Raw genomic sequence first — 23,235 nt, 5'->3', positions numbered from 1 at the left:
GGGCCTGCAGCGCGCGGTGTCGGTCTTCCAGATCGCCCAGGCGGCGCAGGCGGCCGCCGGGCAGGCGTCAGGGCACGAGCTGCGGCAGGGCGCCGCCGCTGTAGCGCTCGGTCACCAGCGACAGGTTCCCATGCTTGACCTTGTGCTTGACATGGGCAGCGGCCGACGCGATGTCCTCCGGGCGGATGCGCTCGCATAAGGACGGGGTGACGGTGAGCGCGCCCACGCCCAGCGTCACGAACGGAAAGAAGCGCGGCACGCCGTAGCGGTCCTCGGCCTCGATGCCGCCGTTGCGGCGGCCTTCGTCGTCGTACAGATCGATGGCGCGCTCGTTGAACTCGGCGATGACGCGCTGGATGCGCTCGTTCCAGTCGGGGCTGCGCAGCAGCACCACGAAGTCGTCGCCGCCGACGTGGCCGACGAAATCGCGCAGCGGATCACAGTGGCGCTTGATGACGTCGGCGGTCAGCATGATCATGTCGTCGCCGCGCCAGTAGCCGTAGACGTCGTTAAATGGCTTGAAGTTGTTCAGGTCGCCATAGCAGATGGTGAAATCGGCGGCGTCCTCCAGCAGCGTGGCGATGTGCCGGCTGATGGGAATGTTGCCCGGCAATGACGTCAGCGGATTGGCGTAGCGCGCGGCCTCGATGCGCATCTCGGTCACCGAGCGCACCAGCGTTTCGCCGGTGGCCAGGCCGTCGTAGCGGCCGTCGCGGGTGATGATGAGGCCGTCCATCAGGTAGCGCTGGTCTTCCGAGATCAGCACGTGGCTCAACTGGTCGATCGACACGTCCAGGTCGACCAGCACCGGCTCGCCGTTCATGAAGGTCGAGCAGGCGTCGCGGCCGAACAGTTCGCGGGTGTAGCGCTGCGCGTAGTGTTCCGAGAAGTCGCGGCGGTTGATGATGCCCACCGGCCGGTTGTCGCCATCGACCACGGCCACCGCGTGCAGGCTCTTGTGCTCGATGAAGAGGCGGTGCACGTCGTCGTTGGTGTGCTTGTTCAGCAACGCCGCCGGGGCCTCGACCCGCAGGCTGGCGGCGGTGCCGCCGGCCGAGCGCTGCGACAGCGGGGCGGGCGCGCGCACCCGCAGCGAATCGCGCAGCGGCGGGGTCAGCTCGGTCAGCAGCGCTTCGTCGGGGCGGCCCAGCAACCAGCCTTGGGCGTAGCGGATCTCCAGGTCGCGCACCACCGCCAGGTCCTCGGCGGTCTCGATGCCCTCGGCCACGATGGCGGTGCCCAGGTACTGCGCCACCTTGAGGATGGCGCGCACCATGTTCTGCTTGCGGTCATCGTGGCCGATGCCATTGAAGAAGTAGCGGTCGATCTTGACCAGGTCGGGCTGCATTTCGGCCCACAGCTGCAGGTTCGAATTGCCGACGCCGTAGTCGTCCAGCGCGATGCGCATGCCGTATTCGCGCAGGCAGGCGAAGGCGCTGCCCAGCGTCGACATGTGTTCGGACAGCGGGTCCTGCTCGGTCAGCTCGACGATGATGTTGGACGGCGCCAGCGTGCAATCCTTGAGCAGCCGCAGCGGCATTTCGTCGCCCCACAGCGTCCAGTAGTGGATCAGGGCCGAGCCGGACAGGTTCAGGAACAGCTTGCCGGCGGCCGGGTTCTGGTCGAAGCCCTGGGCGCCGGCGCGGAAGCTGGCCAGCTCCAGTTGCGGATGCAGGCCCTGGCGGCGGGCTTCGGCGAACAGGGCGTCGGGAAAGTGCAGGGTGGTGTCGACCGGGCCGCGGATCAGGCTTTCGTGGCCATAGATGCGGCTATGCGACAGGTCGATCACCGGCTGGAAGCGGGGGCGCAGCAGCCGTTCGCGCAGGATGCCCGCCAGGCTGACGGGAGTTGGCGCAGCGGCGCCGGACGAAAGGGTGGGCGCGCTGGCCGCAACCGGCCGTGGCAAAGCGTGAAGTGGGTTCATCGCCGGGGCGTTCAGATACGATCAGTGACAAGATTGTCCATATTGACGACGAAATATGTCTGTGTTGTTGCGCTGACACGTAACTTGCAAGGCGGGTTTACGACCACGCCCTATACAATTTACCCCATGACTTCCCCCAAGATTCCCGAATCCCTGCGCCGCGTCGTGCTGGCGTCCAACAATCCCGGCAAGCTGCGTGAGTTCTCCGCCTTGTTCGCCCCGCTCGGCATCGAGCTGGTGCCCCAGGGCGACCTGGGCGTGCCCGAGGCCGAGGAGCCGCACGTCACGTTCGTCGAGAACGCGCTGACCAAGGCGCGCCATGCCAGCCGCCTGACCGGACTGCCGGCGCTGGCCGACGATTCCGGCCTGTGCGTGGCCGCGCTGGACGGCGCGCCGGGCGTGTACTCGGCGCGCTACGCCAAGATGCACGGCGGCGAGAAATCCGACCAGGCCAACAACGCGCTGCTGGTCGGCAAGCTGGCGTCGGTCGCCGACCGCAGCGCCTGCTATGTGGCGGTGCTGGCGCTGGTGCGCGGCGAAAACGACCCGCGGCCGCTGATCGGCGAAGGCGTGTGGCAGGGCGAGATCATCGACCAGCCGGAAGGCGAGAACGGCTTCGGCTACGATCCGCACTTCTACCTGCCCGACCAGGGGCTGACGGCCGCCGCGCTCGATCCCGAGGAAAAGAACCGCATCAGCCATCGCGCCCGCGCCCTGCGCGAACTGCTGAGCAAGCTGAACCAGGCTTGACCCCGGGGCGTCGCCCGCGCCGCCTCCAGGAATACCGAATGTCCATCACCATTCCCATCCGCTCCGAACTGGGCGCGGCCCGCTCGCGCCTGGTCACCCCGGCCGGCGCCACCCTGACCAGCCTGCCGCCGCTGTCGGTCTACGTGCACGTGCCCTGGTGCGTGCGCAAGTGTCCGTACTGCGACTTCAATTCGCACGCCGCGCCCGGCGGCGAGATCCCCGAACGCGCCTACCTGGATGCGCTGCGCAGCGACCTGGAACAGGCGCTGCCGTCGATCTGGGGCCGCCAGGTGGTCTCGGTGTTTATCGGCGGCGGCACGCCCAGCCTGCTGTCGGCCGCCGGCCTGGACGAGTTGCTGGCCATGCTGCGCGCCTGTCTGAACGTGTGGCCCGACGCGGAAATCACCATGGAGGCCAACCCCGGCACTGCCGAGGCCGACCGTTTCCGCGACTACGCCGCCAGCGGCGTGACCCGTTTCTCGCTCGGCATCCAGAGCTTCGACGACGCCCAGCTGAAGAAGCTGGGCCGCATCCATGATTCGGCGCAGGCCCGCGCCGCCATCGAGATGGCCCAGCGCGCCGCGCCGCGCGTCAACCTGGACATGATGTTCGCGCTGCCGGGCCAGACCCTGGAGGCCTGCGTGGACGACCTGCGCCAGGCCATCGGCTTCGGCACCGAGCACCTGTCGCTCTATCACCTGACGATGGAGCCCAACACGGTCTTCGCCAAGTTCCCGCCCGAGGACCTGCCGGACGACGACACCAGCGCGGCCATGCAGGACGCGGTCGAGGCCGAGCTGGCCGCGGCCGGCCTGGCGCGCTACGAGGTGTCGGCCTATGCCAGGCCGGGGGCCCGCAGTCGCCACAATCTGAATTACTGGGAGTTCGGCGACTACCTGGGTCTGGGGCCGGGCGCCCACGGCAAGCTGTCGTTCCACGACCGTATCGTGCGCGAGGCCCGCCTGCGCAGCCCGGAATCGTGGATGCGGGCCGCCGCCGCCCGCGATGGCAGCCACCTGGCCGAAAACCGCCAGGTCGGCCCCGACGAACTGCCGTTCGAATTCATGCTGAACGCCTTGCGCCTGAAGGATGGCGTCGCCGCCACCCTGTTCAACGAGCGCACCGGCCTGTCGCTGGCCGCCATCGCGCACCAATTGGAGGCAGCGTCCGCCAAGGGCCTGCTGGACGCCGATCCCACCCGCCTGCGGGCCACGCCCCTGGGCTGGCGCTTCCTGAACGACCTGCAGGAAATGTTCCTGTAGCAATCAGGCACCAAGATGGGGCAATCATGCCCCATTATTTGCACCAAGTTGGTGCTACATTGCCCCATGACATGACAGGCCTCCCCGGGGAATCCCGGGGGTGAGACCTGGCACGCTTATTGCTTCCCTCTTTTATGCCAGTCGAGCGGCACAGCCCTCGACCCTTTTATCTAATGGAGATGACATGGCAAGCCCGAAAGACGTCCTGAAACAGATCGCCGACAACGAAGTCAAATTCGTGGATTTCCGCTTTACCGATACTGTTGGCCGTGAGCACCACGTGTCCGTGCCCACCAGCCAGATCGACGAAGACAAGCTGGAAAGCGGCCAGGCTTTCGACGGTTCGTCGATCCCGGGTTGGAAGGGCATTGAAGCGTCCGACATGCTGCTCATCCCCGACTGCTCCACCGGCAACCTGGACCCGTTCCGTGAAGAGCCGACCCTGATCCTGTCGTGCGACGTGGTCGAACCGTCGGACCTGAAGGGCTATGACCGCGATCCGCGTTCGCTGGCCAAGCGCGCCGAAGCCTACCTGAAGGCCTCGGGCCTGGGCGACACCGCCTACTTCGGTCCGGAACCCGAATTCTTCGTGTTCGACGGCGTGACCTGGAACACCGACATGTCGGGCACCTTTGTCAAGATCAAGTCGGAAGAGGCCTCCTGGTCCACTGGCCTGGATTTCGACGGCGGCAACACCGGCCATCGTCCCGCGGTCAAGGGCGGCTACTTCCCGGTTCCCCCGGTCGATTCGTTCCAGGACATGCGCTCGGAAATGTGCCTGCTGATGGAACAGATGGGCGTGCCGGTCGAAGTGCACCACCATGAAGTCGCCGGCGCCGGTCAGCTGGAAATCGGCACCAAGTTCAGCACCCTGGTGCAACGCGCCGACTGGACCCAGATCGTCAAGTACATCGTGCACAACGTGGCCCATGCCTACGGCAAGACCGCCACCTTCATGCCCAAGCCCATCGTTGGCGACAATGGTTCCGGCATGCACGTGCACCAATCCATCTGGAAGGATGGCCAGAACCTGTTCGCGGGCAACGGCTACGCCGGCCTGTCGGAATTCGCGCTGTACTACATCGGCGGCATCATCAAGCACGCCCGCGCCCTGAACGCCATCACCAACCCGGGCACCAACTCGTACAAGCGCCTGGTCCCGCACTACGAAGCCCCGGTCAAGCTGGCCTACTCGGCCCGCAACCGTTCGGCCTCGATCCGCATCCCGTACGTGGGCAACCCGAAGGGCCGCCGCGTCGAAGCGCGCTTCCCGGACCCCCTGGCCAACCCGTACCTGGCCTTCTCGGCCCTGATGATGGCCGGCCTGGACGGCGTGCAGAACAAGATTCACCCCGGCGATCCCGCCGACAAGAATCTGTACGACCTGCCGCCGGAAGAAGACGCGAAGATCCCGACCGTGTGCTCCTCGCTGGAGCAGGCGCTGGAAGCGCTGGACAACGACCGCGAGTTCCTGACCCGCGGCGGCGTGTTCAGCAACGACATGCTCAACGCCTACATCGACCTGAAGATGGCCGATGTGAACCGTCTGCGCATGACCACGCACCCGGTCGAATTCGACATGTACTACAGCCTCTGATTTCAGAGGTTGTGGCTGGGGGAGCGCGATGATGTAGGCAGAAACCAGGGCCGACACCACGCGCACCGCCAGGTCGCCGACCCAAGACTTGCCCGTCCGGCCCCGTGCCGGCGGGCAGGGCGCCGCACTCAGGCGCCGCCGGGCCGGTGTTCCGATTTCCCCCTGTAGTCATTCGGGTACGTTGAAAAATGAATGTAGAAGCTCTCGATCTGCTTGCCACGTCCGTTTTCCTGGTCAACGCACGCGGGCATATCGAATACGCCAATGCGGCCGCCGAGGATCTGTTCGGCCGTTCCCGCAAGCAGCTGTGCGGCCACTCCGCCGCCACGCTGTTCGACAATCCGGAAAACATCCAATCGTCCATCGACCGCGCCGCGGCTGGCAGGTATGCCGACGTCCGGCAGCTGGCCTCATTGCGCCGCGCCGCCGAATCGGTGGAAGTGGCCGTGACCACGGTGGGCTTGAGCGGCCAGGCCTGGCCGGTCCTGATCGAGACCCGCGAGATCGAGCAGCGCGTGCTGGCCGACCGCAACCATCGCCTGGTCGACGAGATCGAGGCGCATCGCGAGCTGCTGCGCAACCTGGCGCATGAAGTCAAGAATCCCCTGGGCGGTTTGCGCGGCGCCGCGCAACTGCTGGAAGCCGAGCTGCCGAGCGCGGCGCTGGCCGAGTACACCCAGGTCATCATTTCCGAAGCCGACCGCCTGCAGGCGCTGGTGGACCGCCTGAGCGGCCCGCAACGTGTGCCGCTGAACGCGCGGCCGGTGAACATCCATGAGATCTGCGAGCGCGTCTGCGCCCTGATCCAGGCCGAATTCCGCAACGACGTCACGCTGGTGCGCGACTACGACGCGTCCATGCCCGACCTGAAGGGCGACGCCGCCCGCCTGATGCAGGCGGTGCTGAACGTGGCCCGCAACGCCGCGCAGGAACTGGTCGCGCGGCCGCAGGCGCCCGGGCTGGAGCCCGGCGTCGTCACGCTGCGCACCCGCGTCGCGCGGCAGGTCATGCTGGCGCATCGCCAGCACCGCCTGGCGCTGGAGCTGTCCATCATCGACAACGGTCCCGGCGTGCCGGAGCACATCCGCGACCGCATTTTCCATCCCCTGGTCACCGCCCGCGCCGGCGGGACCGGCCTGGGCCTGAGCCTGGCCCAGGATTTCGTGCAGCAGCACGGAGGCATCATCGAATTTGAATCCCGACCCGGGCGCACCGAGTTCCGCCTGGTCCTACCGATGGAGCCCGCACTCTGATGAAACCCGTATGGATCGTCGACGACGACCAGGCCATCCGCTGGGTCCTCGAAAAGGCCCTGGCCCGCGCCGGTGTCCCCACCCGTAGTTTCTCCCAGGCAGCCGACGTGCTCGACGCGCTGGCGCACGACACGCCCGTCGCCCTGGTGTCCGATATCCGCATGCCCGGCGGCAACGGCCTGGAGCTGCTGCGCCAGCTCAAGGAACGCCATCCCGGCCTGCCGGTCATCGTCATGACCGCCTTCGCCGACCTCGACAGCACCGTGTCCGCCTTCCAGGGCGGCGCTTTCGACTACCTGGCCAAGCCCTTCGACGTGAACGAGGCGGTGGCGCTGATCCAGCGCGCCATGCAGGAATCGACCCAGCCCGAAAGCCCCGAAGGGCAGGGCGAGGCCCAGAACAATGAACGCTGGATGATGACGCAGTCGTCGTCCACCGCCATGCAGGAAGTGTTCCGCGCCATCGGCCGGCTGGCGCAGTCCAAGGTCACCGTGCTGATCACCGGCGAGTCCGGCACCGGCAAGGAACTGGTGGCGCGCGCGCTGCACGGCCACGGCATGCGCGCCGGCGGCCCGTTCGTGGCGCTCAACGCCGCCGCCATCCCGCGCGACCTGCTCGAAGCCGAGCTGTTCGGCCACGAGCGCGGCGCCTTCACCGGCGCCAACACCCTGCGCCGCGGCCGCTTCGAGGAGGCCCACGGCGGCACGCTGTTCCTGGACGAAATCGGCGACATGCCGATCGAACTGCAGACGCGCCTGCTGCGCGTGCTGGCCGAAGGCAGCTTCTACCGTGTCGGCGGCGCGCAGCCCGTGCGGGTCGACGTGCGCATCGTCGCCGCCACCCACCAGCCGCTGGAGCAGCGCGTCGAACAAGGCCTGTTCCGCGAAGACCTGTTCCACCGCCTGAACGTCATCCGCCTGCGCCTGCCGCCGCTGCGCGAGCGGGTCGAGGATATCCCGGCGCTCGCCAACCACTTCCTCACCGCCAGCGCCCGCGCGCTCGGCGTGCCGGTCAAGCGCCTGACCCCGGAAGCGCTGGCCGTCCTGACCAAGTTCGACTTCCCCGGCAACGTGCGCCAGCTGGAGAACTTCTGCCACTGGCTCACCGTCATGGCCCCCGGCCAGACCGTCGAGCGCGCCGACCTGCCGCCCGAAATCCGCGCCATGGAACACGCGCCCGCCGCCGGTTCGGTGTCCCCGCGCCCGCCGGCCGGCGCCAGCGTCGCCGCCATCGGCACCGTGGTCCAGCATCCCGCGCCCGCCGCCGCCGACGAAGCCACGCCCCGCAACTGGCAGGACTCCCTGCTGCGCGACGCCCAGTACCGCCTCGAACGCGGCGAACCCGCCGTCATGGCCACTCTGACGCGCCAGTTCGAGAAAATCCTGCTCCAAAGCGCCCTGGACGCCAGCCGCGGCCGCCGCGTCGAAGCCGCCTCAAGACTGGGCATCGGCCGCAACACCATCACGCGCAAACTGCGCGAACTCGGCATCGAAGACGAGTAGGGCGGCACGCGCTCTCCACCCGCGCGCAGCGACCGCCGCTACCCCATCCTCCGCCGCGTAAGTCAGGTAGCGGCCGCCCGCGCGGCCCTACCTGACGGGCCGAACCCGCTCTCGGCTAAGACACCCCTCCAGCAACGCCACAAACCCGGCCGACGCCCCGGGCGGCCTACGAAGCCCGCGCGATCGCACACCAACGTCCAAGACAAGAACGCCCCTTCACCCCATCCCCAGCAACCCCTCACAAAGCCGAGGCGACTTCAACTTCTGCAGCCACCACTTGAGCGCCTCCCCCGGCTTCTCCGCCCGCCACGCATACGCCACATGCTCGGTCAACGACATCCCCTCATCGGTATCGCAGACCACCAGCACCCCCTGCGCCAGATACGGCGCCGCCAGCGTCAGCGGCAGATACCCGCACCCCAGCCCGCGGATCTGCGCCTCGATCTTGGCCTGCATCGTCGGCATCACCAGCGTCGGCTGCTCCGCCAGGATCCCGCGCGACTGCGGCGGCAGGTTGCGTGACGTGTCGGCCACCACCACCGCGCAATAGCGCGTGATGTCGGCCCGGCTCAGCGGCTGCGGCGCCGACGCCAGCGGATGGTGCGCCGCCACGCAGAAGCCGAACTGCGCCTGTCCCATCGTTACCGAGCGGTAGGGGCCGGTCGGTTCGCCCGCCGCGCCCGCGCCGATCACCAGGTCGGCGCGATTCGACGTCAACGCGTCCCAGTTGCCGCTCAGCACCTCGGTCGAAAAGCGCAGCGTGGTCGCGCTGCCCAGCGCCTGGAACTCCTCGACCAGGTCGTACAGCGGCCGCCACGGCAGCACCGCGCTCACCGCGATGCGCAGCTCCACCTCCCAGCCGGTGGCGATGCGCTTGACCCGGCAGGCCAGGTCGTCGAGCGACTGCAACACGTGACGCCCATCCTTGAGCAGCGCCTCGCCCGCCGGCGTCAGCAGCGCCCGGTGCCCCGAGCGGTCGAACAGCAGCACGTCCAGCCCGTCCTCCAGCTTGCGGATGGCGTAGGTCACGGCCGACGGCACCTTGTCCAGCTCGCGCGCCGCCTTGGCGAAGCTGCCGTGGCGCGCGATGGCGTCCACCAGGATGAGCAATTCGGGCGTGATCGGCTGCATGGGAAGGTTCCGGGCAATATCGTTCAAAAAATTTGAATGGTTTCTTCAAATCATAGCGTCAAACCGGCTGCCGAGTACGCGCACAATGTCACTCATGCCGGTTGAGCAGCTGGCGCCAGACCCAAACAGGCAGGCGCCGGATCGAGCGAAACCATTCACATATTTGAAACAGGAGTCCACCATGCTTACCCTTCGCCGTAGCGCCGAACGCGGTCACGCCAACCACGGCTGGCTCGATTCGTTCCACACCTTTTCGTTCGCCAACTACTACGATCCCTCGCACATGGGCTTCGGCGCGCTGCGCGTGATCAACGATGACCGCATCGCCGCGGGCCGCGGCTTCGGCACCCACGGCCACCGCGACATGGAGATCATCACCTACGTGCTGGACGGCGCCATCGCGCACAAGGACAGCATGGGCAGCGGCTCCACCATCCAGCCCGGCAACGTGCAGCGGATGAGCGCCGGCCGCGGGGTGATGCACTCCGAGTTCAACCCGCGCGCCGACAAGGAAACGCACATGCTGCAGATCTGGATCGAGCCGAACGTCACCGGCATCGCGCCGGAGTATGAGGAAAAGGCCTTCACCGACGCGCAAAAGCGCGGCCGCCTGCAAGCCGTGGTGTCGGGTGACGGCATCGATGGCTCGATGACGATCCATCAGGACGTGCGGCTCTACGCCGGCCTGTTCGACGGCGACGAGTCGGCCACGCTGGAACTGGCCCCTGGCCGCCGCGCCTGGGTGCACGTGGCGCGTGGCAGCCTGACCGTCAACGGCGTCGTGCTGGCGGCCGGCGACGCGGTCGCCATCAGCGATGAAACTCGGGTGGCGCTGTCCGGCGGCGACAACGCCGAAGTGCTGGTGTTTGATCTGGCCTGAGGCCGGCAGCCGGGTGGATCGCCGATCCGCCCGGCCTTAACATGGCCCCAAGACGGCCAACCTACAGGAGCATTCCCATGTCCACTTTGTCCCAAGCCGGCGACAGCCAGATCGAAACCGTGGTGGTGCCGCGTAGCAGCGACCTGGGCGGCTTCGAAGTCCGTCGCGCGCTGCCCTCGGCGCAGCGCCGCACCGTCGGCCCGTTCGTCTTCCTGGACCACATGGGCCCGGTTGAATTCACGGCCGGCTCGGGCATCGACGTGCGCCCGCATCCGCACATCGGCCTGTCGACCGTCACCTATCTGTACGAAGGCTCGATGGTGCATCGCGATGGCGCCGGCAACACCCAGACCATCCTGCCCGGCGAGGTGAACTGGATGACGGCGGGCCGTGGCATCGTCCACTCCGAGCGCTCCTCGCCCGAAAGCCGCCAGGCCGCGCAACGCCTGGCCGGCCTGCAGATCTGGGTCGGCCTGCCCAAGGCCCACGAGGAAACCGATCCCGGTTTCACCCACTACGGCCTGGACGCCCAGCCCGTGATCGAAGGCGAGGGGGTGCGCGCGCAGGTCGTGGCCGGCTCGCTGTTCGGCAAGACGTCGCAGGTCAAGACCCATTCGCCGCTGTTCTATGGCGACATGCAGTTGCAGGCCGGCGCCGTCACGGTGCTGCCCGCCGAGCACGAAGAGCGCGCCGCCTACCTGGCGATCGGCTCGGTCGAGGTGGACGGACAAGTGTTCGAGAGCGGCCGCCTGATCGTGTTCGCCCCGGGCCGTCCGGTGCAGATCCGCGCCTGTACCGACGCGCGTTTCGCGGTGCTCGGCGGCGAGCCGCTGGAAGGCCCGCGCTTCATCTGGTGGAACTTCGTCTCCAGCAGCAAAGACCGTATCGAACAGGCCAAGGAGGACTGGCAACGCAACCGCTTCGGCCAGACCGTGCCGGGCGACGAGACCGAGTTCATTCCGCTGCCGCCGCCGCGGGCTTGACGCGCCCGACCGGAGCGCCGGGCGGCATGCGCCTGGCGGCTCCGGTCGATTCGTCGTCTATCCGGCTTTCAACAACTCGAACGCCTCTCCCTTGAACACGCGCGCGGGATCACCCCGTGCCACCTCGTGGTGGAATTGGCGCCGCCGGGCCCGCTCCGTGGCATGCGCGGCCTGCTCATGTTGGGCCAGCCGATGCGCGATCAGCAGTGCGGCGATGCGCTTGTTGGCATGCTGGCTGCGTTCGGACTGCACCTTCACGCTGATGCCCGTCGCCACGTGCGTCGCGCGCACCGCCGATTCCGTCTTGTTGACGTGCTGGCCGCCGGGCCCGGATGAGCGCGTCGTTTCGAAGCGTATTTCCGTGTCCTGGCGGATGGCCGGCGGGTCGCAACGCAAAGCGCCGATAAACCAGTTTTTGCGCAGGTGACCAGGGCGATAGGGGCTGGGGCAGATCCACTGGATCGATCCCTCCCAACACGCGGCCAGGCCGGCCGCGCCCGGACCATCGAGGGCCAGCAGCACCGAGCGGTAAGTGCCGGCCCTGGCGCCGGTCTCCTGTTCGAGGATATCGATGCCAACGCCGCGAGCCTCGGCCTCGCGCAACAGGTAGGCAAGGGCCTTGGCGACCGCCAGGCAGCACTCATCGGGGCCCTGGGCCGCGGATAGCTGTAGCAGCATCATCAGCAGCACTCCCCCCGGGTCTTGTAGGTCAACACCGGGCGCAGCCTGGCCAGCACCGCCAGCAGGCCCGCCTGTTGCAGGCTGGCGATGATACTGTCCACGGGTTTGTACGCTTCCGGCGCTTCCTCATAGATCAGTTGCTTGTCCTGGCAGATGACATGGCTGCCCAACCGGGTCTTGCTCAGTTGCGCGGGACTGTAGCGCTTGAACAGCCGGTCCTTGCACTCGCTGCGCATCCACTTGCGGCCCGCGCCGTGCGCCAGCGAGAACAGGCTGGCCTCGCTGGCGATCGGCGCCACCAGATAGCTGAAGTCGCCGCGCGAACCGGGGATGATGACCGGTCCGCCGTCTGACGGGGTCGCGCCTTTGCGGTGCAGCCAGCCCGCTTCTCCGGCGATGACGGCGGGGGTTACCAGGTTGTGGTCGACGTCCAATACCTGTTCGCCATCCACGCCCCAGCGTGCCAGCATGCGGCGCGCGATGAGGTGGCGATTGGCTTGCGCGAATCGCAACGCGTCGTCGTGTTGCGCCAGGTAATCCCGGCATGCGGCGCTGTCCTGCTCGAGGCCGTCATGGCCATGGCGACGGACGTGTTCCTCCAGGATCGAGCGGCCCAGGCCCCGCGAACCGCTGTGAACCAGCAGCAGCTTTTTCTCGTCGATGCGCAAGGCCGCCAATGCCTGCGCATCGTGGATTTCGTCGATGCACTGCAGCTCGGCGAAGTGGTTGCCGCCGCCGATGGTGCCCAGTGCCTGTCGATGGCCGACGCCGGCGGGAGCCAGTTCCGACACCAGTGCCTGCCAAGTGTCGTCCAGCGGTTCGTCGATGTTGCGCAGCCGCTTGTCGAGCTTGTCCGGCGCGACTTTGCGGCTTTCGAGATGAGTCGACCAGAGCGCCATGCCGCAGCCGATGTCGCCGCCGATCAAGGCCGGATACAGGCGGCCGAGCGAGAAGAACGCGGCGCCCACTGGATAGCCGCGTCCGGGATGCAGGTCCGGCATGCCCGCGACGTGGCGCATGCCGGCGAGCCTGGCGGTGGTATGGAGTTGTTGGATCGCGTTGCCTTCGATCCAGGTGTCGTCCGAGGCGATCAATGTGACGCGCTCGGACAGTGCTTGAATGCAATTGCCCATGGAAATTCCAGATCAGGTCATGAGGAGGGCTTGCTCTCATTGCGCTCGCGCGCTCCAGGTCGCGCCAAGACCCGCCGCGAAAGCGCGGCGGGCGCAAGCGACCAATGGCGAGGCGTTCACAGCGGCCGCGGCCGTGTGGATGCGGTACGGATGAGAGACCCTGTCAGGCAGGTCCGGGCCAAGGCAATGCGAATGGTCTGCCGCCAGGAATGCGGCAAGGAAATTCGAACGTGCTAGACGCGGCCTGCAACGGGGGAAGTCTGTTGTTGCATGGTGCTTTCCTCCTGTGCAGTACGGTGTGTGGGGGTAGGGCGCCGCATCGGGCGCGGCGCCTCGGGGCCGGCGAAGCCGCGACGCAATCAAGGCGCCGCTTGCCGGGAAGTCCGCACTGTATCACCGATCGCGGCGGATTGATCGGCGCACGTGCGAAGAACTGCGATTTCGTTCTTCATGGCGTCTGAATTGCGCCACACAGTATGATGCGCATCCCTAACGTGATAACAATCGGGATGGAGACATCATGCAACGCTTTACCCTGAACGCGCTGCGCGGCCTGGCCGCGCTGGCGCTGGTCCATGGCGCCGCCGCGGCGCAGGCCGCCGGCTATCCGGCCAAGCCCATCGTGTTCATCGTGCCGTACACCGCCGGCGGCACCACCGACCTGGTGGCGCGCACGGCCGGCGCGAAGGTCGCCGAGAAGCTGGGCCAGCCGGTCATCGTCGAGAACCGTCCGGGCGCCGGCGGCAACATCGGCATGGACGCCGTGGCCAAGGCCGCGCCGGATGGCTACACCATCGGCTTCGGCGCCATCTCCACCAACGCGCTGAACCCCTTCGTCTACCCGTCGATGCCGTTCGACCCGACCAAGGACTTCACCGGCATCAGCATGCTGGGCGCGTCCTCGGTGGTGCTGGAAACCGGCCCGTCGCTCAAGGTCGACAGCGTCAAGGACCTGGTGGCCTATGCCAAGCAGCACGCCGGCACCGCCTTCGGCACGCCCGGCACCGGCACCTCGATGCACCTGGCTGGCGTCATGTTCGACCAGCTCACCGGCGCCGGCATGCAGCACATCCCCTACAAGGGCAGCGCGCAGGCGCTGAACGACCTGCTGGGCGGCCACCTGCCGATCATGTTCGACAACCTGCCGGCCTCGCTGCCGCACATCAAGTCGGGCAAGGTCCACGCGCTGGCGGTCACCGGCAGCAAGCGCGCGCCGGCCTTGCCGGACGTGCCGACGCTGGCCGAGCTGGGCTATGGCGGGGCGGTGGTGGATCCGTGGTTCGCGGTCTATGGTCCGGCCAAGCTGCCGCCGGAAATCACGGCCGCGCTGAGCGAAGCCTTCCAGGCGGCGCTGGCGATGCCGGACGTCAAGGACAAGCTGGAGCAGGCCGGTTTCATGCCCTATGGCTCGACGCCCGCCGAAGTCGAGCGCCTGACCCGCAGCCAGTACGAGTCGTTCAAGGCGCTGTCGCAGAAGGTCAAGCTGTCGGCCGACTGAGCGCCGCGCGGTCCGTGGATCAGCGGCCGCGCTCGAACACCTGTTCGCGCTGCTCGGCCAGCGCTTCGCGCCGGATGAAGTCGCGCACGAAGTCGTCGGCCGGGTGGTGGTGCAGGTTGTAGGGCGTGTCCCACTGCGCGATGCGCCCGGCCGCCATCACGCCGATGCGGTCGGCGATGGCGAAGGCCTCGGCCTGGTTGTGCGTCACCAGGATGGCGGTGTGGCCGGTGGTCTTGAGGATCTCGCGCACCTCGAAGGCGAGGCGTTCGCGCGTGTCCACGTCCAGATTGGAAAACGGTTCGTCGAGCAGCAGCAGGTCGGGCGAGGGCGCCAGGGCCCGGGCCAGGGCCACGCGCTGCTGCTGGCCGCCGGAGATTTCGTGCGGATAGCTGTTGGCGACGTGCGCCAGGCCGACCAGGGTCAGCATTTCCTCGACCCGGCGCGCGCGTTCGGCGCGCTCCAGGCGGCGCAGGCCGAAGGCCACGTTCTGCGCCACCGACAGGTGCGGGAACAGCGCGTAGTCCTGGAACATCATGCCGACGCGGCGCTTTTCCGGGGCAACCTGTTCGGTGGGCGAGGAGATGACCGTGCCGTCCAGCAGGATGCGGCCGGCGCGCACCGGCTCGAAGCCGGCGATGGCGCGCAGCACGGTGGTCTTGCCGCAGCCGGATTCGCCCAGCAGGCAGCCGATGTGGCCGGCCGGCAGGCCCAGCGTCAGGTCCTGCACCACGGGGCGCAGGCCCTTGGGCGTGTCGTACGCCAGCGAAAGATGATCGAGTTCGAGCAGATCGGGCACGATGTTCAATGTCCCATTTTCAGATTGGTGCGGGCCAGCAGGATGACGGGCAGCAGGCCGGCCAGCACGATCGCGAGCGCGGCGACCGCGCCTTCCTCGTAGGTGCCGCGGGCCGCTTCGGCATAGAGCCAGGTGGCGAGCGTGTCGAAATTCATGGGCCGCAGCAGCAGCGTGGCCGGCAGTTCCTTCATGGCGTCCACGAACACCAGCAGCGCGCTGGCCGCCAGCGCCGGGCGCAGCAGCGGCAGGTGGACGCGGCGCAGGGTGCCGGCCGAGCTTTCGCCCAGCAGGCGAGAGGCCTGTTCCAGCGACGGCGGGATGCGCGCCAGGCCGGCCTCGAGCGCGCCGGTGGAGATGGCCAGGAAGCGGATGGCATAGGCGCACACCAGCGCCGCCATCGAGCCCATCAGGAACAGACCGCTGCCGCCGAAGACCTTGGCCACGGCGGTGTCGATCCAGACGAACGGCGTCAGCAGGCCGATGGCCAGCACGGTGCCGGGCACGGCGTAGCCCAGGCTGGCGACGCGGGCGCAGGCGCGCCCCGGGTTGAAGCCGGCGCTCTCGCGCAGGGTGCGTCCGGCCCAGGCCACGATCAGGCCGCAAACCAGCGTCACGAGGGTGGCGCTGAACGCCACGATCAGCGTGTTGCTCAAGCCGTTGAGCAGTTGGCGGGAGACGCCGCCCACCATGTGCAGGCGCTTGTAGGTCTCGACGACCAGGTACAGCGCCGGGGCGACGAAGCCGATCAGCACCGGGATCCAGCCCAGCACCGCCGCCAGCGCGGCGGCCGCGCCGCGCAGCCGGCGCGGCTGCATCGGCCGCATGCGTTGCGTGTTGGCGTAGCGCTGGCGCTTGCGGCCATGGCGCTCCAGCAGGATCAGGCCGATCACGATGGCCAGCATGGTCAGCGCGATCTGCGCCGCGCCGGCCAGGTCCGAGCGCGTGACCCAGGTGGTGTAGACCGACACGGTCAGCGTCTGCACGCCCAGGAATTCCGAGGCGCCGATGTCGTTCAGGGTTTCCAGCAGCGCCAGGCTGACGCCGACCACGATGGCCGGGCGCGCCAGCGGCAGCGCCACGCGGAAGAACACGCCGTAGCGGCCCGCGCCCAGCGTGCGCGCCGCTTCCAGCAGGCTGGCGGCCTGCGTCATGAACATGACGCGGGTGCTGAGATAGACGTAGGGGTAGAGCACGAAGCCCAGCACGAAGATCGCGCCGTAGATCGAGCGCAGGTCCGGCAGCCGGAACTGGCGCGGGCTGTCATAGCCCAGCAGCGCGCGGATGGCGCTCTGGATCGGGCCGATCGGGTGCAGCAGGTCGAGATAGGCGAAGGCGATGATGTAGGTCGGCACCGCCAGCGGCAGCAGCAGCGCCCAGGTCAGGGCGCGCCGCGAGGGGAATTCGTAGGCCGTCACCAGCCAGGCCGAGCCGGTGCCCAGCAGCGTCACCAGCACGCCGACGCCGGCCAGCAGCGCGGCGGTGTTGGCCAGCGCCTGCGGCAGCACGTAGGTGGCCAGATGGCGCCAGTGCGACAGGTCGCCGCCCAGGGCCCACCAGACCAGGGTCAGCACCGGCGCCAGCACCGCCAGGCCGATGAGGGAGGCGCCGGCGAGCCAGCCGGCGCCGCGTTCAGCCCAGCGCATACGCAGCGGCCGGGGCAGGGAATCTGTATGCATGCTTCACAAGGGTTGCTGCGGGAAAGGCGCCACGCGGGCGGCGCCTATAGTAGCGTCAAGGCCTGCCGCCGCCCGTCCCGGGGTTTTCCGGGCGAGCGGGGGCAGGCCTGAGTGCCGCGAGACGGCGCCGGCGGGCGCCGCCTGGCCGCGTGTTAGTTGTCGAAACCGACCTTGTCCACCAGCTCGCTGGCTTGCTTGCGGTACTTGGCGATCTCGGTCAGGGGCAGGGGATCGACCTTCAGTTCGCCGAAGCTGGCGATGACCGGGTCGAGCTTGACGCCCTTGCGCACCGGGTACTCGTAGTTGGCCTGCGCGTACAGCGCCTGGGCCGGCTCGGACACCAGGTAGTCCAGCAGCTTGATGGCGTTGGCCTTGTTGGGCGCGTGGGCGGCCACGGCGGCGCCGCTGACGTTCACGTGGGTGCCGCCGCTCTTCTCGTTGGCGAAGGTCGGGCGGATCACCTTGATGGCGTCGCCCCATTTGCGGGCGTCGGTGCCGGCTTCGGCGTTCTTCATGTGGCCGACGTAATAGGCGTTGGCCAGGCCGATGTCGCAGATGCCGCCCAGGATGTCGCGGGCCACGTCGCGGTCGCCGCCGGCGGCCTTGCGGGCCAGGTTGGCCTTGACGCCGCGCAGCCACTTCTCGGTGGCCTCGGCGCCGTCATGGGCGATCATGGAGGCGACCATGGCGGTGTTGTAGGGGTGCTGGCCCGAGCGGATGCAGACCTTGCCCTTCCATTTCGGGTCGGCCAGGTCTTCGTAGCGGAAGGATTCCAGCTTCAGGTCCTTTTCGACGTACAGCACGCGGTCGCGCAGCGACAGGGCGTACCACTTGCCATCGGCGCCGCGCAGGTTGGCGGGGATGACCGATTCCAGCGTGGCCGACTTGACCGACTGCGTCACGCCGCCGTCCACCAGGTCCAGCAGGTTGCCGATGTCGACGGTCATCAGCACGTCGGCGGGCGACTTGGCGCCTTCGGCCTTGACGCGCTCGAGCAGGCCGTCCTTGACGAAGACGGTGTTGACCTTGATGCCGCTTTCCTTGGTGAAGGCGTCCAGCAGCGGCTGGATCAGCTTCGGTTCCCGGGTGGTGTAGAGGCTGACTTCCTCGGCCGCGTGGGCCGGGACGGCGAAGGCGGCGGCGCCGGCCAGGGCCAGGGCGCGCAGCAGGGTGGTCATTTGGGGACGCATGGACATAACGGGAACTCCGGCAAGGGTTGCGGCGGCCGGCGCGTAAACGCCGCCGCTGCTCAAAGCGGTCTGCTAACGAAAATGATTATCAAGTCAGAGCGGCACGATAACAGGAAGTTTTATCGTGTTCAACTAGATGTAAGACTGGCGCTAAGACCCTTGATCCCCATCAATACGGCATAAGCGTATTACGGAATAATGAGAGCAATTATCATCAAGTCCCTGTAGAATAGGGACAACCCTAATACCGGGCGCGTCTTTTGTGCGCCGCGGCGAACCCCAGCGGGGCAGGTTGGGCATGATGTCCTTTGTTCCGCGCTTACTAGATACGACATGGCTGCTTTCAATACCGAGCGTGTACTGAGCGTGCACCACTGGAACGACACCCTGTTCTCCTTCACCACCACGCGTGACGCGGCCCTGCGGTTCCACAACGGCCACTTCGTCATGATCGGCCTGGAAGTCGAAGGCAAGCCGCTGCTGCGAGCCTACAGCATCGCCAGCGCCAACTACGAAGAAAACCTCGAATTCCTCAGCATCAAGGTGCAGAACGGTCCGCTGACCTCGCGCCTGCAACACCTGAAGGAAGGCGACACCATCCTGGTCAGCCGCAAGCCGGTCGGCACCCTGGTGGTCGACGATCTCAAGCCGGGCAAGCACCTGTTCCTGTTCGGCACGGGCACCGGCCTGGCGCCCTTCATGAGCATCATCAAGGACCCGGACGTCTACGAACGTTTCGACAAGGTCATCCTGGTGCACGGCGTGCGCTGGGTCAGCGAACTTGCCTACGCCGACTTCATCGAAAACGAGCTGCCGAACAACGAGTTCTTCGGCGACGTGGTGCGCGACAAGCTGGTTTACTACCCGACCGTCACGCGCGAGCCGTTCCGCAACCAGGGCCGCATCACCGAGCTGATGGAAAACGGCAAGCTGTGCGCCGACATCGGCATTCCCCAGATCAACCCCGAAACCGATCGCGCCATGATCTGCGGCAGCCCGCACATGCTGGCCGACATCAGCGCCATGCTGGACAAGCGCGGCTTCGTGGTGTCGCCGGGCGTGGGCCAGCCGGGCGACTACGTGGTCGAACGCGCGTTCGTCGACAAATAAATCGCGGTTCACCCGCGCCAGCAAAAAGCCCCGTCACGCATGCGACGGGGCTTTTTGTTTCTGGCGTCAGCGCGTTGAGCGGGTGGGCCTCATTCCGGCTGGATGCCGGCCTTCTTGATGATGTCGCCCCACTTCTTCGACTCGGCTTGCTGGAACTGCGCCAGTTCGTCCGGCGTGGAGCTGGCCGGGTCGGTGCCGGTCTGGGCGTAGAACTGCTTGGCCGGCGCGCTCTGCGTGGCCTTGACCAGCAGCTCGTTCAAGCGCTTGACCACGTCGGGCGGCGTGCCGGCCGGCGCATAGGCCGCGAACCAGTAGCCCATCTCGTAGCCCGGCACGCCGGACTCGGCGATGGTGGGCACGTCCGGCGCCAGCGGCGAGCGGGTCAGCCCGGTGACGCCCAGCGCGCGCAGCTTGCCCGACTTGACCTGCGGCAGGCCGGTGGCGGTGTCGGTGATCATCATGTCGATCTGGCCGCCGAGCAGGTCAGTGACGGCCAGCGGGTTGCTCTTGTAGGGCACGTGCAGCAGCTGCACCCCGGCCATCTGCTGCAGCAGCTCGCCGGCAATGCGGCTGCTGGAGCTGCCGCTGCCAAAACTCAGCTTACCGGGCGACTGGCGCGCCTGCGCCAGGAAGTCGCCGACCGACTTGGCGGTCGAATTGGGGTTGACCACCATGATCTGGCCGCCCTTGCCGAGCAGCGAGATCGGCGCGTAGTCCTTGACCGGGTGGTAGGTCAGCGTCTTGTACAGGTGTTCGTTGGCGGCGTGGGTGGTGTTGGTGGTGATCAGCACCGTGTAGCCGTCGGGGGCGGCGCGGGCCGCGGTGGCGGCGCCGATCATGGCGCTGGCGCCGGGCTTGTTCTCGATCACCACGGCCTGGCCGGTCTGCTCGGTGACGCCCTGGCCGATGGCGCGGCCGATCTGGTCGGTGGCGCTGCCGGCGGCGAACGGCACGATGAAGGTGATCGGCTTGGCCGGAAAGGCGCCGGCCGTGCCGCCCTGGGCCAGGGCGGTCAGCGGCAAGGCCGCCAGCAGCAGGGCCAGCCGGCCCTTGAGGGTAAAGCGCATGGTGTGTCTCCTGTCGTGTGTTGTGTGTGTTGTTGTCGTGGGGGGCTGCGGGGTCAGGCGGGGGCGGGGTGGTCGCCCGGAATGTCGGGCAGACGGGCGGCCAGCGCGGGGCTGACCTGGACCGTCATGTCCAGCAAGCGGAAGGACAGGCTCTTGCCGTGCGCGTCCAGGTTGAGGGCGTCGTTGACGCCGCCGTCCAGCACGCCTTCGAGCACGAAGTTCATGGCGTGCAGGGTCGGCAGCAGGTAGCGGGTGACGCGGGCCGGCTGGCGGTAGGCGAACCAGGCGGCCACGCGCGCCTCGGTGACCTGCGCGGCCAGCGCCTCGTAGCATTCGGGGTCCCAGGCGATCAGGCTGAGATTGGAGGTGTCGCCCTTGTCGCCGGAGCGGCTGTGGCCCAGGCGGTACAGGGGGACGGCTATCGACGGGGTGTTCATTGCGGGATCTCGTCCAGGAAGCGCCAGCCGCTGTGGACGGCGTCGCGGGGGATGGTGCAGGACACCATGTTCAGGCGCGGGCGCAGCGCGGTGCGCACGCCGCCGCCGCCGGCCGGGCCGCAGGTGTAGAGCGCGGTGACTTCGCGCAGCACGCGCTCGGCCACGGCGCGGTCGGCGTGTTCGCCGGCGATCCGCAGCCGCACATCGCGGGCGTGGCCGTCGGGGCGGCCCTGGCGCAGGGCGCCGGCGTCGTCGTCGAGGATGCTGAGGGCGCCGATCAGGTCGGCGCGCAGGCGCAGCGCCGAGCCGAGGCGCTTTTGCACGATGTCGGCGGCCAGGCGGGCGCGCGCCTCGGCTTGCAGGCCGGCGTAGGAAATCTCGGCCTCGGCCAGCCAGCCGCCGCGATAGCAGACGTTGACCTTCAGTTCGGCTGGGCGGGCGTGGCCGGTGATGCCGCGCACCGCGACGCGGTCGCCGCCCAGATCCTCGACCCGGGCCTGGCTCAGGTCGGCGATCACGTCGGGCGTCAGGTAGCGAGCGGGGTCGTGCACTTCGTACAGCAGTTGTTCCTTGACCGTGCGGGCGTCCACCATGCCGCCGGTGTCGGCGGCCTTGCCGATGACGAATTCGCCGTCGGCGTCGATCTCGGCGATGGGAAAGCCGGCGGCGTGCACGTCGGGCACTTCCTTCAGGCCGGGCACGCAGAAGTAGCCGCCGGTGACCTGCAGGCCGCATTCGAGCATGTGGCCGGCCATGGTGGCGCGACCCAGCCGGGCCCAGTCGTCCCGATTCCAACCGAAATGCGCCAGCGCCGGACCCAGCGTCAGCGACGGGTCGGCGACGCGGCCGGCAACGACGATCTGCGCGCCGGCGGCCAGCGCCTCGGCGATCTCGGTGGCGCCCAGGTAGGCGGTGGCGCTGACCACATCGACGCCATCCAGCGCCGCGCCCAGGCGTTGTCGCAGCAGCTCGCGCTGGGCCGGCGCGTCGAGCGCGTCGCCATGGATCACGGCGATGCGCGGCGCGGGCAGGCCTTGCTGCGCGGCCAGTTCGGCGATGCGGCGGGCGGCGCCGACCGGGTTGGCGGCGCCGAAGTTGCTGACGATGGCGATGCCGTGGCGCAGGCAGTCGGCCAGGACCGGCGCCACCAGTTCGTCGAGCAGCGGCTCGTAGCCGCGGCGCGGGTCGTCGTTGCGCGCCAGTTGCGCCAGCGCCAGGGTGCGTTCGGCCAGCGTTTCGAAGATCAGCGTGCCGCCGCCCCGGGCGGCCAGCGTGCGCACCACGGCGGCGGCGCCGTCGCTGCGGTCGCCGGAAAAGCCGGAGGCGCAGCCGATGAGCAGGGGAGAGGAAGGCATAAGGGTCCAGGCAGGGCGCGTAAGGGAATCCGGAGCCACTATAGGCAGCGCTCGCTCATCAGTAAAATAGAAATATCGGATCAATTAATCCAGAAAAACCATGAATCTATCCGCCCGGCAATTGCGCGCTTTCGTGGCCCTGGCCGACGAACGCCACTTCACCCGCGCCGCGCAGCGCTGCCACCTGACGCAGCCGGCCTTCAGCGCACTGATCCGCCAGCTGGAGGAGAGCGCCGGCCTGCGGCTGTTCGACCGCAATACCCGCAACGTCGAGCTGACCGCCGAAGGCCGGGTGCTGGACGCGTCGGCGCGGCGTCTGCTGGCCGACATGGACCTGGTGATGGAGGACCTGCGCGACCATGCCGCCCGCCGGCGCGGCCGGGTGGCGCTGGCCGCGCTGCCGTCGCTGGCGGCGGGCTGGCTGCCGCCGCTGCTGGCGCGGTTCCGCGAGCAGCATCCGGGCATCGCGGTGGACCTGCGCGACGCCTTGCTCGATCCCTGCCTGGACATGGTGCGCGACGGCCAGGTGGACTTCGCGGTGGCCTCGCGGCGGCCGGACATGAGCGACCTGGACAGCGAATTCCTGCATGCCGACCGCTATTTCCTGGTGTGCCGCGCCGACCATCCGCTGGCGGCGATGGCGCGCGTGCGGCTGCGCGACGTGGCCCGCCACGCGGTGATCCAGCTGGCGCGCAACAGCAGCGTGCGCAAGCACCTGGACGCGGCCTTCGGCGCCGACGCGCCGCCGCCGGTGTTCGAGGTCGAGCACCTGGCCACGGTCACCGGGCTGGTGCGCGCCGGCCTGGGCGTGGCGGTGGTGCCGGCGATGACGCTGTTCCATTTCGGCGGCGCCGACCTGCGCATCGTGCCGCTGGCGGGCAAGGCGTTGCTGCGGCCCCTGTACCTGGTCTGGCGCCAGGGGCGCAGCCTGCCGCTGGCGGCGCAGGCGCTGTACGACCTGCTGTGGGCCAGCCGGGCGGAGATCGGCGCGGCGTTCCGATGACGGATTG

20 protein-coding genes are annotated in these 23,235 nt (G+C 68.3%); 10 read left to right on the top strand and 10 right to left on the bottom strand.

Annotated features, from left to right (window positions below):
• Nucleotides 1-67: 67 nt before the first annotated feature.
• Nucleotides 68-1,924, bottom strand: coding sequence for an EAL domain-containing protein (locus tag AOZ53_RS07545; RefSeq protein WP_231690398.1), 1,857 nt, complete (start codon nt 1,922-1,924; stop codon nt 68-70).
• A 126-nt stretch (nt 1,925-2,050) separates the two neighbouring features.
• Between AOZ53_RS07545 and rdgB the strand changes: the two genes are divergently transcribed.
• From rdgB to ntrC, 5 genes are all read left to right on the top strand, one after another.
• Nucleotides 2,051-2,674: an RdgB/HAM1 family non-canonical purine NTP pyrophosphatase gene (gene rdgB / locus AOZ53_RS07540; protein WP_054431413.1), complete on the top strand. Its 624-nt coding sequence runs from the start codon at nt 2,051-2,053 to the stop codon at nt 2,672-2,674.
• Between the two features lie 38 nt (nt 2,675-2,712).
• On the top strand, nt 2,713-3,936 hold the full coding sequence (gene hemW, locus AOZ53_RS07535; protein ID WP_054477375.1) for a radical SAM family heme chaperone HemW: 1,224 nt from the start codon (nt 2,713-2,715) through the stop codon (nt 3,934-3,936).
• 184 nt (nt 3,937-4,120) lie between these two features.
• Nucleotides 4,121-5,533 (top strand): type I glutamate--ammonia ligase, encoded by a 1,413-nt coding sequence (gene glnA / locus AOZ53_RS07530; RefSeq protein WP_054487437.1) that lies wholly within the window; start codon nt 4,121-4,123, stop codon nt 5,531-5,533.
• 188 nt (nt 5,534-5,721) lie between these two features.
• Nucleotides 5,722-6,786, top strand: coding sequence for a nitrogen regulation protein NR(II) (gene glnL, locus AOZ53_RS07525; RefSeq protein ID WP_054431416.1), 1,065 nt, complete (start codon nt 5,722-5,724; stop codon nt 6,784-6,786).
• The gene (gene ntrC / locus AOZ53_RS07520; RefSeq protein WP_054431417.1) at nt 6,786-8,288 is read left to right on the top strand and encodes a nitrogen regulation protein NR(I); all 1,503 of its coding nucleotides are present in this window, start codon (nt 6,786-6,788) and stop codon (nt 8,286-8,288) included. Before glnL ends, ntrC begins: the two co-directional genes overlap by 1 nt.
• A 216-nt stretch (nt 8,289-8,504) precedes the next feature.
• On the opposite strand, the gene AOZ53_RS07515 is transcribed toward ntrC, so the two are convergent.
• Entirely contained in the window at nt 8,505-9,419 is a 915-nt protein-coding gene (locus AOZ53_RS07515) for a LysR family transcriptional regulator (protein WP_054487435.1), read from the bottom strand.
• Nucleotides 9,420-9,600: 181 nt separating this feature from the next.
• On the opposite strand from AOZ53_RS07515, the gene AOZ53_RS07510 reads away from it, so the two are divergent.
• Nucleotides 9,601-10,299: a pirin family protein gene (locus AOZ53_RS07510; protein WP_054477373.1), complete on the top strand. Its 699-nt coding sequence runs from the start codon at nt 9,601-9,603 to the stop codon at nt 10,297-10,299.
• Between the two features lie 77 nt (nt 10,300-10,376).
• Nucleotides 10,377-11,282, top strand: a complete 906-nt coding sequence (locus AOZ53_RS07505) for a pirin family protein (RefSeq protein WP_054477371.1) — start codon at nt 10,377-10,379, stop codon at nt 11,280-11,282.
• Between the two features lie 57 nt (nt 11,283-11,339).
• Here the strand turns inward: AOZ53_RS07505 and prfH are convergent, their stop codons facing one another.
• Nucleotides 11,340-11,963 carry a peptide chain release factor H gene (gene prfH / locus AOZ53_RS07500; RefSeq protein WP_054487549.1) on the bottom strand — a complete coding sequence of 208 codons (624 nt, stop codon included), beginning with the start codon at nt 11,961-11,963 and terminating at the stop codon, nt 11,340-11,342.
• Entirely contained in the window at nt 11,963-13,096 is a 1,134-nt protein-coding gene (locus AOZ53_RS07495) for an RNA ligase RtcB family protein (RefSeq protein ID WP_054487433.1), read from the bottom strand. Before AOZ53_RS07495 ends, prfH begins: the two co-directional genes overlap by 1 nt.
• A gap of 520 nt (nt 13,097-13,616) precedes the next feature.
• On the opposite strand from AOZ53_RS07495, the gene AOZ53_RS07490 reads away from it, so the two are divergent.
• Complete coding sequence (locus AOZ53_RS07490) at nt 13,617-14,594, top strand: Bug family tripartite tricarboxylate transporter substrate binding protein (RefSeq protein WP_054431421.1); 978 nt, start codon at nt 13,617-13,619, stop codon at nt 14,592-14,594.
• Between the two features lie 19 nt (nt 14,595-14,613).
• Here AOZ53_RS07490 and AOZ53_RS07485 read toward each other — a convergent pair whose 3' ends face one another.
• The 3 genes from AOZ53_RS07485 to AOZ53_RS07475 all read right to left on the bottom strand — a co-directional run bounded on the left by AOZ53_RS07485 (nt 14,614) and on the right by AOZ53_RS07475 (nt 18,262).
• Nucleotides 14,614-15,390: an ABC transporter ATP-binding protein gene (locus AOZ53_RS07485; protein WP_054431461.1), complete on the bottom strand. Its 777-nt coding sequence runs from the start codon at nt 15,388-15,390 to the stop codon at nt 14,614-14,616.
• A 5-nt stretch (nt 15,391-15,395) separates the two neighbouring features.
• Nucleotides 15,396-17,066, bottom strand: a complete 1,671-nt coding sequence (locus tag AOZ53_RS07480) for an ABC transporter permease (protein ID WP_054487430.1) — start codon at nt 17,064-17,066, stop codon at nt 15,396-15,398.
• A gap of 152 nt (nt 17,067-17,218) precedes the next feature.
• Entirely contained in the window at nt 17,219-18,262 is a 1,044-nt protein-coding gene (locus AOZ53_RS07475; protein WP_054431423.1) for a Fe(3+) ABC transporter substrate-binding protein, read from the bottom strand.
• Nucleotides 18,263-18,589: 327 nt separating this feature from the next.
• On the opposite strand from AOZ53_RS07475, the gene AOZ53_RS07470 reads away from it, so the two are divergent.
• The gene (locus tag AOZ53_RS07470) at nt 18,590-19,366 is read left to right on the top strand and encodes a ferredoxin--NADP reductase (RefSeq protein ID WP_054431424.1); all 777 of its coding nucleotides are present in this window, start codon (nt 18,590-18,592) and stop codon (nt 19,364-19,366) included.
• 89 nt (nt 19,367-19,455) lie between these two features.
• Here the strand turns inward: AOZ53_RS07470 and AOZ53_RS07465 are convergent, their stop codons facing one another.
• The 3 genes from AOZ53_RS07465 to AOZ53_RS07455 are packed head-to-tail and all read right to left on the bottom strand — an operon-like array spanning nt 19,456 to nt 22,225.
• A complete protein-coding gene (locus tag AOZ53_RS07465) occupies nt 19,456-20,433 on the bottom strand; it encodes a Bug family tripartite tricarboxylate transporter substrate binding protein (RefSeq protein ID WP_054431425.1) in 978 nt (325 codons plus the stop codon).
• Between the two features lie 53 nt (nt 20,434-20,486).
• The gene (locus tag AOZ53_RS07460) at nt 20,487-20,870 is read right to left on the bottom strand and encodes an AtuA-related protein (protein WP_054477360.1); all 384 of its coding nucleotides are present in this window, start codon (nt 20,868-20,870) and stop codon (nt 20,487-20,489) included.
• Nucleotides 20,867-22,225, bottom strand: a complete 1,359-nt coding sequence (locus AOZ53_RS07455) for an acyclic terpene utilization AtuA family protein (protein ID WP_054487428.1) — start codon at nt 22,223-22,225, stop codon at nt 20,867-20,869. The genes AOZ53_RS07460 and AOZ53_RS07455 overlap by 4 nt, the downstream gene beginning before the upstream one ends.
• Nucleotides 22,226-22,325: 100 nt before the next feature.
• Between AOZ53_RS07455 and AOZ53_RS07450 the strand changes: the two genes are divergently transcribed.
• Nucleotides 22,326-23,228 carry a LysR family transcriptional regulator gene (locus AOZ53_RS07450; protein ID WP_054431428.1) on the top strand — a complete coding sequence of 301 codons (903 nt, stop codon included), beginning with the start codon at nt 22,326-22,328 and terminating at the stop codon, nt 23,226-23,228.
• The last annotated feature ends 7 nt before the right edge of the window (nt 23,229-23,235 follow it).

The sequence above is a fragment of the Achromobacter sp. 2789STDY5608621 genome (genome assembly GCF_001299375.1).
Classification (GTDB): domain Bacteria; phylum Pseudomonadota; class Gammaproteobacteria; order Burkholderiales; family Burkholderiaceae_B; genus Achromobacter; species Achromobacter insuavis.
This window is presented reverse-complemented; position numbering and strand designations above follow the sequence as displayed.